This window comes from [Flexibacter] sp. ATCC 35103 (genome assembly GCF_001975985.1).
GTDB lineage: Bacteria > Bacteroidota > Bacteroidia > Flavobacteriales > Flavobacteriaceae > Flavobacterium.
Genome location: NZ_MTQF01000004.1, coordinates 172,425 through 187,838, shown reverse-complemented (window position 1 = coordinate 187,838; position 15,414 = coordinate 172,425). Strand labels below are relative to the sequence as shown.

The 15,414-nt window shown below is 35.1% G+C and carries 11 protein-coding genes; 9 read left to right on the top strand and 2 right to left on the bottom strand.

Annotated elements, in window-relative coordinates; all coding sequences use genetic code 11:
• The first annotated feature begins 12 nt into the window (after positions 1-12).
• The 9 genes from BXU01_RS08830 (at position 13) to BXU01_RS08790 (ending at position 13,662) form a co-directional block, all read left to right on the top strand.
• Positions 13-2,673 (top strand): glycoside hydrolase family 3 N-terminal domain-containing protein, encoded by a 2,661-nt coding sequence (locus tag BXU01_RS08830; RefSeq protein ID WP_083692838.1) that lies wholly within the window; start codon positions 13-15, stop codon positions 2,671-2,673.
• A gap of 263 nt (positions 2,674-2,936) precedes the next feature.
• A complete protein-coding gene (locus BXU01_RS08825; protein ID WP_083692837.1) occupies positions 2,937-6,032 on the top strand; it encodes a SusC/RagA family TonB-linked outer membrane protein in 3,096 nt (1,031 codons plus the stop codon).
• Between the two features lie 16 nt (positions 6,033-6,048).
• Positions 6,049-7,647: a SusD/RagB family nutrient-binding outer membrane lipoprotein gene (locus BXU01_RS08820; RefSeq protein ID WP_083692836.1), complete on the top strand. Its 1,599-nt coding sequence runs from the start codon at positions 6,049-6,051 to the stop codon at positions 7,645-7,647.
• A 245-nt stretch (positions 7,648-7,892) separates the two neighbouring features.
• On the top strand, positions 7,893-9,221 hold the full coding sequence (locus tag BXU01_RS08815) for a sugar MFS transporter (protein WP_083692835.1): 1,329 nt from the start codon (positions 7,893-7,895) through the stop codon (positions 9,219-9,221).
• A 27-nt stretch (positions 9,222-9,248) separates the two neighbouring features.
• The gene (locus tag BXU01_RS08810; protein ID WP_083692834.1) at positions 9,249-10,298 is read left to right on the top strand and encodes an exo-alpha-sialidase; all 1,050 of its coding nucleotides are present in this window, start codon (positions 9,249-9,251) and stop codon (positions 10,296-10,298) included.
• 84 nt (positions 10,299-10,382) lie between these two features.
• On the top strand, positions 10,383-10,715 hold the full coding sequence (locus BXU01_RS08805; protein ID WP_083692833.1) for an L-rhamnose mutarotase: 333 nt from the start codon (positions 10,383-10,385) through the stop codon (positions 10,713-10,715).
• Positions 10,716-10,745: 30 nt separating this feature from the next.
• Entirely contained in the window at positions 10,746-11,726 is a 981-nt protein-coding gene (locus tag BXU01_RS08800; RefSeq protein WP_083693278.1) for a M20/M25/M40 family metallo-hydrolase, read from the top strand.
• A gap of 324 nt (positions 11,727-12,050) precedes the next feature.
• Positions 12,051-12,926, top strand: coding sequence for a fatty acid desaturase (locus BXU01_RS08795; protein WP_369819542.1), 876 nt, complete (start codon positions 12,051-12,053; stop codon positions 12,924-12,926).
• An 85-nt stretch (positions 12,927-13,011) separates the two neighbouring features.
• Positions 13,012-13,662: a M15 family metallopeptidase gene (locus BXU01_RS08790; protein WP_083692831.1), complete on the top strand. Its 651-nt coding sequence runs from the start codon at positions 13,012-13,014 to the stop codon at positions 13,660-13,662.
• Here BXU01_RS08790 and BXU01_RS08785 read toward each other — a convergent pair whose 3' ends face one another.
• Positions 13,663-14,229, bottom strand: coding sequence for a hypothetical protein (locus tag BXU01_RS08785; RefSeq protein WP_083692830.1), 567 nt, complete (start codon positions 14,227-14,229; stop codon positions 13,663-13,665).
• Entirely contained in the window at positions 14,226-15,413 is a 1,188-nt protein-coding gene (locus BXU01_RS08780; RefSeq protein ID WP_083692829.1) for a class I SAM-dependent methyltransferase, read from the bottom strand. The genes BXU01_RS08785 and BXU01_RS08780 overlap by 4 nt, the downstream gene beginning before the upstream one ends.
• Position 15,414 lies beyond the last annotated feature (1 nt).

Below are 15,414 nucleotides of genomic sequence, written 5' to 3'. Positions count from 1 at the left end.
AACAACACAACTATGTTACAATTAAGAATGAAAAAAACAGCCATTATACTCGTAATGGCTGTAGGTTTTTTTAACCAGAGTTATGCGCAGAAGAAATACCCTTATCAAGATTCAAAATTACCTGTTGAAGACAGGGTGAAAGACTTGTTAAGCCGAATGAGTCTGGAGGAAAAAGCGCGCCAAATGGACATGTACAGAGGGGAACTTTTTAAAGAAAAAGAAGATTTCTCGAAATCTAAATCAAGTCCCAGAATTGGAAATTTAGGAATTGGAGCGATTCATGATCTTTATCCGCGTTCGGCAAAAATGATCAATGATCTTCAGAGCGAAGTAATTAAAAATAATAAATGGGGAATTCCTGCCCTTATTATGTGCGAGATGCTGCACGGATATCTGGATGACGGAAGCACGGCTTTCCCTATGAATATAGGTTTAGGCGCAACATGGGATACTGGCATAATGGACAAAGTGGGTAAAGTAATTGCTACAGAAGCCAGAGCACACGGGGTTCATTTTGGTCTGGGACCAAATTTAGATCTTGGCCGTGAACCACGTTGGGGAAGGGTTGCTGAAACTTTTGGTGAAGATGCGTATTTAAACAGCGAGATTGGTCTGGCAATGATTAAGGGAATGCAGGGCGATGATTTAAGATCAGATCGTACTATAATTTCTGAACCAAAACACTTTGCAGTTCACGGTATTCCGCAAGCAGGAGGAAATTCTTCTCCAATTTTAGTCGGAGAACGTTCTGCTCGTGAAGATCATCTTCCGTCATTTGAAAAAGCATTTAGAAAAGGCGGCGCTTTAGGAACGATGTGCGCGTATTCTGAATTAGACGGAATTCCTTGTGCGGCAAATCACTGGCTGCTAACAGATGTTTTAAGAAAAGAATGGGGTTTTAAAGGTATTGTAGTTTCTGATTTGGGTGCTATAAAATACCTTCAAACAACTCATTATGTAACTAATTCTCCAAAAGAAAGCATTAGAGAAGCTGTTGCTGCCGGAGTCGATATGCAGTTTTATGATTTTACAAATGAGTTTTGGCAACAAAGTATCATTGAATTAGTAAACGAAAAGAAACTGACAATCGAGCAAATTGATCGTGCTGCGGGTGGAGTTTTAAGACTTAAATTTTTATTGGGATTATTCGAAAATCCATACACGGATAAAAATTTAATCAAAGAACGTTTTCATACGAAAGAAAATCAGGATGTTGCTCTTGAAGCAGCTCATAAATCGATGATTTTATTGAAAAACGATAATAATATCCTGCCTTTAAAAAAAGACATTCAAACTATTGCCGTTATCGGACCAAATGCTGATGCATCAAGATTGGGCGGATATGCTGTAAAAAATAAAGTTGGAACAACAGTTCTCGAAGGTGTTAAACAAGTTGTTGGTGCAAAAACAAATGTTCTTTATGAAGAAGGTGTTCCTTTAATTGTAAAAGGACAAATTATCCCGTCGAAATATTTATTTACGCCGGATGAAGCTCAAAACGGATTAAAAGGAGAATATTTTAATAACAGAAATGTAGAAGGAACTCCTGCATTAACACGTATTGACAATCAGTTAGAGTTTGACTGGCCTTGGTCTCCGGGTGATGGCGTTACAGATGATGATTTCTCGATTCGCTGGACAGGATATATCAAATCAGATAAATCCTTTGATGGCTGGTTAGGTTTAAGTTCTGATGACGGAATCAGAATGTGGGTTGACGATCAATTGGTAATCGACAACTGGACAAAAGGTGCTACAAGTATGGTTACGACACCAAAAAATATCGAAGCAGGAAAAAAATACAAAGTCCGCATCGAGATGTGGGAAGGCGGTTGGGGAGCCAGAGCGCACTTGCGTTGGAATCTGGAAAAAGTAAACTTTCAGCCGGCGATCGACATTGCTAAAAAAGCAGATGTTGCGATTGTTGTTTTGGGAGAATCGAACGAATTGGTTGAAGAAAACAGAGACGTTGCTTCGTTAGACTTACACGGAATGCAGCAAGATCTTATCGAAGCAATCCAGAAAACGGGAACTCCGGTAGTTTGTGTGTTATTAAACGGACGTCCGCTTTCGACAAACTGGATCAGCGAAAATATTCCGGCACTTATCGAAGGATGGTTTCCTGGTGAAGCAGGAGGAAGAGCCGTTGCCGATGTTTTATTTGGAGATTATAATCCGGGTGGAAGATTGCCAATTACCGTTCCTAAATCTGTTGGGCAGTTACCTATATATTATAACCAAAAACCATCTGCGATTCATAGATATGTTTCTGAAAGCGAAAATCCGCTTTATACATTTGGTTACGGTTTGAGTTATACCACTTTCGAATATTCGAATCTTGCAATCAGTTCTGCAGCAATCAAAACCGACGGAGAATTAAAAGTAAGTATCGATGTTAAAAACACAGGTAAGTACGACGGAGACGAAGTAGTGCAATTGTATATAAATGATGTTTACAGTAGTGTTACAACTCCAAGAAAAACATTAAAAGGTTTTAAGAGATTGTTTATTAAAAAAGGAGAAATTAAAAAAGTAGAATTTACGTTAACCCCAGATGAATTATCTCTTTGGAATCGTGAGATGAAAAGAGTTGTAGAACCCGGAGATTTTGAAGTAATGGTAGGCGGAAACTCCGTTGATTTACAAAAAACGAATTTTAAGGTTTTACAGTAATTTGGTAAAAACGAATAAAATGTTTAGCGTTTTAAGTATTAAGCAAAGAATACCTTTGAAAAAACGATAAATTGGTTAGATTTAATTAAGAGTAACTTCTTCAAATAAAGAGGGTTTATATTACAAAATAAACCCTTTTGTTGTTTTTAAATGTTAAAGTTTACCCAACACCTTTTCAAAATTGTCATTTGTCGAAATAATATTTTGTTAACAAAATGTATTCTTAAGTTTAACATGTTATTAACTCTAAAAAAACAACTAATATGATTAAGGACGTACTAAAATTACTGTTTCTGTTTTGTTTGTTTGCATTCCAAAGCACACAAGCACAAACTACAGTAAAAGGAACGATAACAGATGCTTCAACGGGAATTCCGATCCCAGGAGCAAATGTTGTGGTTAAAGGAACAAAGACAAGTGCATCATCAGATTTTGATGGTAAGTACAGTATAACAGTTCCAAATCAATCAGCAGTTTTGGTTTTTACCTATGTAGGCTCTGCCCCAAAAGAGATAGCCGTAGGAACACAAACAACAATTAATGCCGCTTTAGGTGCTGCTACACAACAATTAGGAGAAGTAGTCGTAACTGCTCTTGGTATCAAAAGAGAGAAAAAAGCAATTACCTATTCTGCTCAGAACATTTCTGTAGACGAACTTTCAGAAGCAAGATCCTTAAACGTTGCCAACTCACTTTCAGGTAAAGTTGCAGGTCTTAACTTCTCTACCACTTCAAACGGGGTAGGTTCTTCTTCCAGAATTACACTAAGAGGAAACAGATCACTTACAGGAAACAACCAGCCAATGTATGTGGTAGATGGTGTGCCAATTAGTAACGGAACAACAAATACAAATCCGGATATCGATACAGGAGGAACTACACAACCTGACGGTATTTCGAATATTAACCCTGAAGATATTGCTTCTATGACGGTTCTTAAAGGACCATCTGCAGCGGCACTTTATGGTACGAGAGCAAGTAATGGTGTTATCGTAATTACAACAAAATCAGGTAAAGCAGGAAAAACTTCGGTTTCGTTATCGTCTAACTTTATGGCTTCATCAGCATATAATTTGATGAATTTACAAAACGAATACGGACAAGGAACTCTGGGAGCTTATAACCAAACTTCAAGCTCAAGCTGGGGTGGTAAATTAGACGGAAGTCAGGTTCCTGCCTGGCAGTTAGTTCGTAATCCTAATTATGCAGGGCCTGCAACAACTAGTTACAGCGCTCAGCCAAACAACGTTATAGATTTCTATAAAACAGGTTATAACTTAGCAAATACATTAACTGTAACAACAGGAAATGAAAAAGCACAAGGTTATTTCTCTTATACCAATACACGTGCTGAAGGTATCGTGGGAGGAAACCAGTTAGACAGACACAATCTTAACTTAAGACTGACAAGCAAAATATCTGATAAATTATCATTAGACGTAAAAACAAACTACATCGTTCAGGATATCGATAATTTATTAAGAACTGGAGAAGAATCTATTGGTACATCAGCTTATTTATTGCCACGTAGTATTAAATATAGTGAATATAAAGATTTTGAATATTTTGATGCTGCGGGACAAAGACAAATGAACTATTTCTTAGATGAAGCCGGAGCTCCTGGTGGAAACCCTTTCTGGTCTGCATTGCGTGATGATGCACGTAAAGATAAAAGAAACAGATTTATAGGTCTTGCTTCTCTTAAATATGATTTTACAAATACAATAAGTTTACAAGTTAGAACTGGTTTAGACCAAATGACAAACAAGAATGTTAGAAACAGATATGCTACAGTAGCTTTTAACAACAATCTTGGTTCATACAGTGAATCTTATGAAACAGTAAGCGAATTCAATACTGACGCCTTACTTTCTTACAACGAAAAATTTGGTGATTTCTCTATTGGGGTTAATGCCGGAGCTAACACGTTACAACAAAATAGTTCTTCATTATATTCAGGAGGAGTTTTAAGTAAAAGAAACTTTTTTGCCCTGTCAAATGTATCTACTATTCAATCTACTTCTACAGCTTCAGAAAAACAAATTAACTCTGTTTATGGTTTCTCACAAATTGGTTTTAGAAACTATTTATTCTTAGATTTAACAGCAAGAAATGACTGGTCATCTACTTTACCGGCTGCAAACAGATCTTTCTTTTATCCATCTGTAGGTTTATCAGGGGTTATCTCTGATATGGTTACTTTACCGGAAGTTATTAGTTATGCAAAAGTAAGAGGTTCTTACGCAAAAGTGGGTAACGATACTGATCCTTACCAAACAAGTTCAAGATTATCTTATATTGGTGGTAATGGTGGTATGTTGTATTCTCAAACAACAGCAGCAAACCCAAATTTAAGACCGGAGATGTCAAGCTCTGTTGAGTTTGGTGGTGAGCTTAAATTCTTGAAAAATCGTGTAGGATTGGATGTAACTTATTTCCAGACGAATACAAAAGATCAAATTTTCTACATCAATACTCCGGAGTCTTCATCGACTTCAAGAGCGGTAGTTAATGGTGGGGAAATTCAAAACAAAGGTATTGAGGTTGTTTTTACAGCAACTCCAATTCAAACAGAAAATTTCTCATGGGATCTTACTGCAAACTACGCAACATACAAATCTGAAGTAAAATCTATTTATGGAGGAAGAGAAGAATTGGTTCTTGGTGAAGGTAGATTAGTAAGAAGTAAAGTTATTCAGGGTGGTGAATATGGAGATTTATATATTAAAGGTTTCCAAAGATCTCCTGACGGAAAAATTATCGTAAACAGCGCAGGTATTCCGCTTGCAACAAATAGTTTTGATGTTCGTGCAGGAAACTTTAACCCGGATTGGACTGCAGGTTTAAGAAACAGTTTTAAATACAAAGATTTCTCTTTAAGCTTCCTTGTTGATTTTAGAATTGGTGGTGAAGTTATTTCATACACTCAGGCAAGACAAGCAGGATTAGGGGTAAGCGATGTTACTTTAGCAGGAAGAGAAGGCGGAATTGTTGTTGATGGTGTTGTTGCAGGTGCTGGCGGAACGTATACTCAAAATACCGTAAGCATTAATGCAGAACAATACTGGACAGCAATTGGACAAAGAACACCTATTGCAGAACCTTTTATTTACGATGCTACAAACATTAGATTAAGAGAACTTGTTTTTGGATATTCTTTGCCAAAACGTGTATTAGGCAGCTCAGGTTTTACAAGTATTGATTTTTCACTGGTAGGAAGAAACTTATTCTTTTTCGTGAATAAAGCTAAATATTTTGATCCGGAAGCAGGTGCTGGTACAGGAAACTTACAAGGTATAGAATCCTTCAACATTCCTTCAACGAGAGATTATGGGGTTAATGTTAAATTCGGATTTTAATTAAAAAAGAGACATCATGAAATATAGTTTTAAAATAAAAACACTGGGAATTGCATTAATGGCAGTTTCTATTTTATCAAGCTGTACAAGCGACTTCGATCATATAAATACAGATCCTAATGCGCTTACAGAAGATCAGTTGGATGCTACAATGGCGGGACCATCATTTGCATCTGCGCTTTATGCGGGTATCCACAACGGATCTTACTCTTCACCAGGTGTAGATGATCAGGGAACCTGGGGTATTGCAACAGGTATTTTGTCTTCTACTTTTATTCACTATCTAAATTGTGGATATGGTACAGAAAGAAATGCCTTCGTTAATGGTTATGAAGGACGTGGATGGACAAGATTTTACACCGTTGCCGTTCCTGCTTTAAATAATGCTATAAAAGCATCTGAAGGAAATGCAGAAGCTTTGGCAATCCTTAAAATCTGGAAAGTTTTTATGTACAATCAAATGGTTGATGCTTACGGGCCAATTCCGTACACAGAAGCTGGTAATAAAAAAGAAAAAGTACCTTATGATAGCGTAGAATTTATTTACGAAGACTTTTTTAAATTATTAGATGAGGCAAATGCTACACTTAGTGGTTCTGCTGTAACTACAGTTGCTTCATTTCAGCCAAATGACCGTTTGTATGCAGGAAATGTTGCAAACTGGAGAGTATTTGGAAACAGTTTAAGATTACGTCTTGCATTAAGAATTTCTGATATTGAACCTGCAAAAGCAAAAACACAAGCCGAAGCTGCAGTAGCTGCGGGTGTTATGCAAACAAATGAGCAGGGAGCTTTCTTTAAAGCAAGTAATATTACACCAAACAACTTAAACATGATCGTAAACAGCTGGGGATATACTATGACAGCTTCTATGGAGAGTATTCTGGTAGGATACAACGATCCAAGGTTAGCAAAATGGTTTGCTCCGCTTGATCCTAAAGCGACTACACTGGTTTATCGTGGTCAGCCTGTTGGAGGTTTAGAAGATCAGTTTGGAACTACTAAATTCTCTGCTTTTAACAATGATATTATGGGTAATGGTGCTGCCGGAAATCTTAGTGAAACTAAAAATATCGAGGTATTTATGGCTTCAGAAAACTATTTCAGCAGAGCCGAAGGTGCGATGAACGGATGGAACATGGGCGGAAGTGCTCAAAGTTTATACGAAGAAGGTATCAGATTATCATTAAGACAATGGGGAATCACAGATACTGCGGCAATCAATGCTTATATTGCAGGAAATACATTGCCTACTTTACCAAACGTTTTAACTGTTTATCCAACTTTAGACTTGCAGGATATACCGGTTAAATTGCCTGTTGCATGGTCTGCTTCTGTAGCTAGCCAACGTACTCAAATCGCAGTTCAAAAGTATTTGGCTATTTTTCCTGAATCTTGGGAATCATGGGCTGACTTACGCAGAAGTGATGCTAAAGTAATTTATGCGCCGCTTAATACAGATAATAATGATGCCGGAGTTGGTAAAAGCCTGATGAAAAGAATTATTTATACAACAAATGAATATTCTTCTAATAAAGATGCTGTTACTGACGGAATCACAAAATTAAAAGGACCTGATACCGGAGGAACAAAACTTTGGTGGGATACAAAATAAAATAAGTAAAGATAAAGAGGTTCGTTACTTAAAATTGACAAAAGGAGAGGTAACTCTCCTTTTGTTTTATACGATAATTACGATTTTTAGAGAAAAGAGAAAAGAGAAAAGAGAAAAGAGAATAGAATAAAGAATAAAGAATAAAGAATAAAGAGAATAAATTAAAACAGCATTTTAATAGAGATGGCAACTGATTTTTATTTAAAAAACAGTATCATAATTGCCGGATCATCAAATAAAAAATTATGGTTAACACTACAATTTCCTCTTCTGATAAGAAAAACACATTAATTCCAATTTTAATTATAGCCAGTCTGTTTTTTGTTTTTGGGTTTGTAACCTGGATCAACGGTGCTTTGATTCCGTTTATGAAAACAATCAATGAGCTAACATCTGCCCAGTCACTTTTAGTCGCATCGGCATCTTATATTTCTTTTGTAGTAATGGCACTGCCGGCATCGTATATTCTGGCAAAAATTGGATATAAAAAAGGAATGTCCTTGGGTTTATTTATAATGGGTTTTGGCGCTTTAATATTTATACCTGCTGCCGAAGCAAGAACCTATTGGATGTTTTTGACCGGTATATTTATTCAGGGTGCAGGAATGACTTTATTGCAAACAGCATCAAATCCTTACATTACTATTTTGGGACCAATAGACAGTGCCGCAAAACGAATTGCCATTATGGGTATCTGCAATAAAATAGCAGGTGCTTTGGGATCGCTTATTTTTGGTTCTATCTTATTATCCGGAATAGATGAAATCAAAGAAAAACTAAGCGTAGTTACTACCATCGAAAAAGCAAAATTACTAGATACAATGGCAGACAGCGTTGTAACGCCTTATATAACAATGGCTGTCGTTTTGTTTATTTTAGGAATATTAATTAGAAAAGCACCTTTGCCTGATGTAGAAGCAGAACCTATTGCCGAAGCAAAAGAAGGCGAAACAACCAAAACAAGCATCTTTCAGTTTCCGCATTTGTGGTTGGGAGTTTTAACTCTTTTTATGTATGTAGGTGTTGAGGTTATTGCGGGAGATACTATTATCGCTTACGGTATTGCCTTAGGTTTTCCGGCGGGAGACGCTAAATTTTTCACCACATTTACATTACTGGCAATGGTTGTAACGTATGGTTTAGGAGCATTTTTAATTCCAAAATATATTAGTCAGGCTTTGGCATTACGCGCCAGTGCCGTTTTAGGAATTTTACTTTCGTTTTGTATTGTAACTTCTACCGGATTTACTTCTATTTTATTTGTTGCCGCTTTAGGTATTGCAAATGCTCTGGTTTGGCCCGCAATATGGCCTTTAACTCTAAAAGGATTGGGTAAGTTTACCAAAACAGCTTCGGCATTATTGATTATGGCCATTTCTGGAGGCGCAATAATTCCGCCATTATACGGGAAATTTGTAGATATCACAAAAGCAGATATGCTTGCTCAGGGTATGAATGATGTAACTGCGACTGCAAAAGCGACTACAGAAGGATATTGGATCTTGTTGCCATGTTATGTTTTTATTTTATTCTATGCCATTATTGGACACAAAGCAGGTTTAAAGAAAAAATAATTTTCTGTTTATTAATTACACTTTACCATGATTTCAAAATTCAAATATCTGTTACTTTTATTAGCCTTAATAAGTGTTTCCTGTTCTTCGACAAAAAAGCAGGAAGCCATTAATATCACTCAAAATTTTATTACAGATCACCCGGTTACGGTTAACAGTCATGCATCGACAATAGTAGAACTTGAACCCAATAAATTAATGGCGGCCTGGTTTGGAGGGAAATATGAAGGCGCTAAAGACGTAGGGATTTATTTTTCTGTTTATAAAGAAAATAAATGGTCCGTGCCCAAAAATCTTATAGAGCCCTTAATTACTCAAAAAGATACTTTGCCTTGTTGGAATCCGGTTTTGTTTAAAAGTAAAAGCCAGCAGTTGTATCTATTCTATAAAGTTGGAAAAAATCCCAGAGAATGGTTTGGAGCAATGATTGTTTCAAAAGACAACGGAAATACGTGGAGCGCTCCTAAATATCTCCCAAAAGACATACTTGGGCCTATTAGAAACAAACCAATAGAAACTACTCCGGGTATTATTTTATGCGGCAGCAGTACAGAAAGTGTCAGCGATAACAAGTGGAGAGTTCATGTAGAAAAATATACAGAAGCGACTGATAAATGGGAAAAAATAGAGATCGAAGACAAAAAAGAATTTGAGATTATCCAGCCCACATTTCTTGTTCATTCTGCAAATGAAATTCAGATGTTGTCCAGAAGCAAACATAATAAAATAATTTCGAGTTGGTCTACAGATAACGGAAACTCCTGGCAACGCACAGACAGTATCAATGTTGTAAATTCTAACTCCGGAATCGATGCCGTAACGTTAACTAATAAATCTTTTTTATTGGTCAATAATCCTTTGCGACAAGGTAAAGACTGGTTTAATGGGCGAAATGTATTAGATGTTGAATATTCTAAAGATGGTGAAAATTGGAAAAAACTATTTGATCTTGAAAACCAAACCGAAGGAGAATTTAGTTATCCGGCAATTATCGAAACCTCAGATCATAAAATTCATATTTTATATACTTATAACAGAAAGTATATTAAGCATGTAACATTTGAATTGAAGGAATAAGGTAAATAAGTTTTGAAATAATTGCTAAATTGTGTGAAAAAACTTTTAATTTGAAGATTAGAAGTTTTAAAAACACAAGAAATTATGCAAAAACATTGCCTTACTTTAGATTTAAAAAACGATCCTGATTTAATTCATGAATATATAAAGTTTCATCAGGATGTTTGGCCGGAAATTAAAGAAAGCATTAAAGATGCAGGAATTGTTTCTCTGGAAATCTACAATATTGCAGATCGCTTGTTTATGATCATAGAAGCAGATGCAGATTTTTCATTTGAAAAAAAGTCAAAATTAGATGCAGCAAATCCCAAAGTCCAGGAATGGGAAACTTTGATGTGGAAATTTCAACAAGCCTTACCGGGGGCAAAACCGGGAGAAAAATGGATCTTAATGGATAAAATTTTTGAACTTAAATAAAATACAATCAATTTATTGGACAATAAAAAAATGAAACCTTTTCAATATTCAGCATTCAAAATCTTTTTTATAAGCGTACTATTTTCTTGTATTACTACAAATGCCCAGAATGGTATTAATGCTAAAACCTTTTATAAACACGATAAATATCTTTCATCAGATAAATTAGAGGGACGTTTTCCGGGTACAAAAGGCAATAATAAAGCAGCAGCATATATTAGAACCCATTTTAAAAAATACGGACTAAAAGAATTCGATAATAATTATTATCAAACCTTTAAAGTATTTGTAAAAGAAGGAATAAACAAAATGAAATCGGATAGTGTTAGCACCCAAAATGTTATTGGATATCTTGAAGGTTCAGATCCCAATCTTAAAAACGAATTTATAGTAATTGGCGCCCATTATGATCATTGGGGTTGGGGCGGAATTGGATCGAGCAGTAAAAAAAAGGAAGTTGTCGCAATTCATAACGGCGCAGATGATAATGCTTCCGGAGTTTCGGCTTTACTTTGTATGGCACAGGAATTATCAAAATCCGGTATAAAACCCAAAAGAAGCATCATTTTTATTTCGTTTAGCGGTGAAGAAGAAGGATTATTGGGTTCTAAATATTTTGTCAATCATTTACCGGTTCAAAAAGAAGCGGTAAAAGTAATGCTGAATATGGATATGGTTGGACGATTAAATACCGAAAAACAAATATATATGGGCGGTGCCGGTACTTTTCCGGATGGAGTTGAACTCATGAAGAAGTTAGGCGAAAATAGCGGTCTTAATCCTGTTATTCACGCTGGTGAAGTAGGAGGATCTGATCATGTTTCGTTCTACAAAGCTTCGATTTCGTGTATTGGGTTTCATACCGGAGGACATCCGCAGTATCATACTCCGGAGGATGATATTGATTTAATTAATACAGATGGCGGTGCTTTAGTCTCAAAATATATTTACAATGCCTTGATTAGTATTGCCAATTATGAGCAATCGCTGTATTTTATCCAACAGGATTAGCAAATTTAGAGAAGTATTAATTTTGTAACGTTTTGTTTTTATGTGTTTTAAGAAATTTTATTAAATTTGGTGTACCAATTTCTAGCAACAATTGTTATGGAAAAATTAAAACGACCAGTTTATCTTAAAGCCGGTACCGATGATTTTTTTAAAAAGATGCGCACAGAAGTGAACGATACTATTTTACAAAACTCATCCCTGTACCTTTTCAATATTATAAAGTCTTTGGGACTTTTAATTCTCTTCTTTCTATTTTATTACTGTATTTTGCGGTTTGGAAACAGTACTCCGCTATTATTCCTTTTTTATATTTTGTGCGGAATCATGATGATTGTACTTTTTATAAATGCATTTCATGATGCGGCACATGGAGCACTCTTTAAAAAAGCGAAACATAACGAATGGTTTATGTATGTTTTAGAACTTTTTGGAGGTAATCATTGGCTCTGGACGCGACGGCATATCAACCTTCATCATGCTTATCCCAACGTTCCGGATTGGGATATTGACATCAAGCAAAGTGATATCATCCGGATTTTTCCTAATAGTCCGTTGTTTAATTATCACAAATACCAACACATTTATATGTGGCTGATTTATCCATTTTACAGTCTGAACTGGATTTATATCAGAGACTTCAAAGACTTTTTTGGCAAGAAAGACAACTACGTAAAAAAAGTAGTAGATAAAATTCCCCCAAAGGAAATTTTTATGTTGTTTGCAGCAAAAATCATCAATCTTTTTTACTTGCTTTTTATCCCAATGTACGTACTTAATCAGCCGTGGTATTTTGTTTTGGGCGCTTGGTTTGCCATGCATTTATCCGGAAGCGTTTTAGGTGTTGTAGCACTGGTATCTACACATGTAGATGAAGATGCTCACTTTCCTGTTACAGATCCTGACGGAAATCTTTCAGCAACCTGGGCGATGCATCAAATGATTGTGACTAAAGATTTTAGTACAAACAGCAAACTTGCTAATTTTTTATACGGAGGTTTTACGCATCATGTCGCGCATCATCTCTTTCCCGGAGTCGGGCATACCTATTATCCTTATATTACACCCATAATACGGCGTTATGCTCAGGAATATGATCTTCCGTATACTTCCTATCCATTTTATCATGCGGTTCGTTCGCACTTTAGAATGCTAAAAAATAAAGGCGTGAAAGAAAATATTATGATGACAGGAGAGATTTAGAATAGATAAGAAACGTTATTTCTTTATTATTTTTTAGCATCCTTATTTTATTTCTATATTTACTTTATAGAAAATCTCTCTCATCATGCAATTCACAAAAACTTTATTTTTTATAGTTCTACTTTTCTGGATGGTTTCTTCAAAAGCCCAAAATGAAATGTATTCAACTCCTGCAAAACAAGAAATTGCAGATACGACTTTTGTAAACTTAAGAGATTACAGCAATGATTTTATCTATGATATGAAGTATGCAACCGAGGATAATTTTCTAAAAGCAAAAGTATATGATTGTGCAGAATGTCTCTTGCGTTATAAAACCGTTCAGGCTTTGATAGCGGCAAATAAAGATTTTATGAATAAAGGTTTTAAGATAAAACTTTACGATTGTTACCGACCATTATCAATCCAGAAAAAAATGTGGGAGATTGTTTCGAATCCGGAATATGTAGCAGATCCCAAAAAAGGCTCCATCCACAATAGAGGAGGAGCCGTTGATATTTCGTTGGTTGATATAAAGGGAAAAGAAGTAGATATGGGAACTCCTTTTGACTTTTTTGGTATTCGTGCCAGTCATAATTATACCATGCTTTCTAATGACGTAAAATCAAATAGAAAATACCTTAAGAAAGTAATGATAAAAAATGGCTTCAATTCATTTGATTCAGAGTGGTGGCATTATAATTTAAAGACAGGCCTAAAAGATAAAGTCTCGAATCAAAAATGGAATTGCGAGTAATTATTCAACGCATCTTATGTTTTCCATAAAGTACGTATTCGGATTGTAAACTTTACCGTTTAACTCAGAGGTTAATTCTCTTTTTACAATATAATCTTCTGTAGTAGTCAGGTATTTAATACGCATAATTGCAACAGGGGATTTTTTTAGTTCTTCGAAATTTTCTTTCATAAACATAAAAATTCCGGTATTTATACGATTATCAAAACCTTTATCATCATGAATAAGCGTTCCACAGCTTTCTCTGTCAATATGGATAAGCGTTACTATTTTTCCGTTTTCTAATTGTAAAAAGACTTTTGAGTTTTTGTCGAAACAGTTCGCTTTGATAAAATCTTTACTCTTCTGGATAAGCTGTAAATTTAATGTTGGCAAACCATCAGTTTGTGCCAGAGAAAAGAAAACATAGTTAAAAGTACCTCCAAAATATTTTTCACTGATCAGATATTCGTTAGTTACCTTATAAGTACCAATTGAGTCGTTTACATTTGCGCTGTATTCACATGGTTTTTGAGCAAATGCGGTAAGGGTTAATAAAAAAAGAGTTAGTGTAAATAGTTGTTTCATTTTTCAGTTATTTTTCTGCAAATTAAAACTATTTTGTTATCATTTTTATCAGTTGTAAAAAAACAATACAAATTTCCTCCATTTTTTATTTTCCATTTTTTTCTAATGTTTTCTACTGTGTCCGGAAAATTTCGCGTGGTAACATTTGCCTGTTGATTGGCAAGTTCCGTTTTCATTTCATTTTTGCTGTACGGGATCACTTTTTCGATTTCGAATGTTCTTCCCGGAAAATCAATTAACTCGTCTGAAGTGTACAAATGCGAGTGTTTGTGCAGTTTATTGATATTGAAAACAGTACTAACTTCATCAAAACCACCGGATTTCATAATAGCAGAATTGGGTTCGTAAAGGTATTTTTGAGGTAAATGATAGTTTGCAAATACAGTATCATCACCCAAAATAAATTCAAAAGTTTCTATTTTATCTTTTACTAAGTTGGCTGTTTTTATGGTTATTTCACCTGAATAATGATTGTGGATTTCGAAAAGCAATTCTTTTACTTCATTTTCAAGCGCAATAATATGTATGTTTTTTACGAATTTTAATTCAAATAAACCGGCAGAAAGATCTAATAAAGGTGCCGTTTTTATTAAAATCGAATCCGTTTTTTCAAAATAAAAATCCAGTAAATCAGGTACATTTGGCAAGCAGTCTTTCAGCATAAAAACTTTGCCTTTTGCATCATTTCTTCTGGAAGGATCAATATAAATCCAATCCCATTTTTGATTATTTTCTTTTAAAACATTGATGGAATCTTCTGCATAAAAAGTACAATTTTCGACTTTTAACTGTTCGAAATTATGTTTTACAATCGCAGATAAATCTTCGTTTATTTCGCAATGTGCTACAACTTTAAAATTTTTAGAAAAGTAATAATCATCGACTCCAAAACCTCCGGTAAGATCTATTAAACTTTTGCCTGAAATCAAGGAAGCTTTATAAGCCGCAGTTTTTTCAGATGAGGTTTGTTCTACAGAGATTTTACTGGGATAAATAATATTCTCCGTCAAAAACCAGGTTGGTAATTTATCTTTTGCCTTAGACTTGGCTTCAATTTGATTTAAGATTAAAATCCAGTCGATTTCAGGAAACGGATTCTTCTGAAGCGCTAATTTTGTAATTGGTGCACCACTATTTTGAGTTATAAATTCCTGAATATTTTGGCGCAAAATAGAAGTGTTCAAT

Excerpts from the sequence above, each read along its gene's own strand:
- BXU01_RS08820 (WP_083692836.1), top strand. The coding sequence starts at position 6,049 with ATGAAATATAGTTTTAAAATAAAAACACTGGGAATTGCATTAATGGCA.
- BXU01_RS08790 (WP_083692831.1), top strand. The coding sequence starts at position 13,012 with ATGCAATTCACAAAAACTTTATTTTTTATAGTTCTACTTTTCTGGATG.
- BXU01_RS08810 (WP_083692834.1), top strand. The coding sequence starts at position 9,249 with ATGATTTCAAAATTCAAATATCTGTTACTTTTATTAGCCTTAATAAGT.
- BXU01_RS08805 (WP_083692833.1), top strand. The coding sequence starts at position 10,383 with ATGCAAAAACATTGCCTTACTTTAGATTTAAAAAACGATCCTGATTTA.
- BXU01_RS08830 (WP_083692838.1), top strand. The coding sequence starts at position 13 with ATGTTACAATTAAGAATGAAAAAAACAGCCATTATACTCGTAATGGCT.
- BXU01_RS08825 (WP_083692837.1), top strand. The coding sequence starts at position 2,937 with ATGATTAAGGACGTACTAAAATTACTGTTTCTGTTTTGTTTGTTTGCA.
- BXU01_RS08795 (WP_369819542.1), top strand. The coding sequence starts at position 12,051 with ATGATGATTGTACTTTTTATAAATGCATTTCATGATGCGGCACATGGA.
- BXU01_RS08785 (WP_083692830.1), bottom strand. The coding sequence starts at position 14,229 with ATGAAACAACTATTTACACTAACTCTTTTTTTATTAACCCTTACCGCA.
- BXU01_RS08815 (WP_083692835.1), top strand. The coding sequence starts at position 7,893 with ATGGTTAACACTACAATTTCCTCTTCTGATAAGAAAAACACATTAATT.
- BXU01_RS08800 (WP_083693278.1), top strand. The coding sequence starts at position 10,746 with ATGAAACCTTTTCAATATTCAGCATTCAAAATCTTTTTTATAAGCGTA.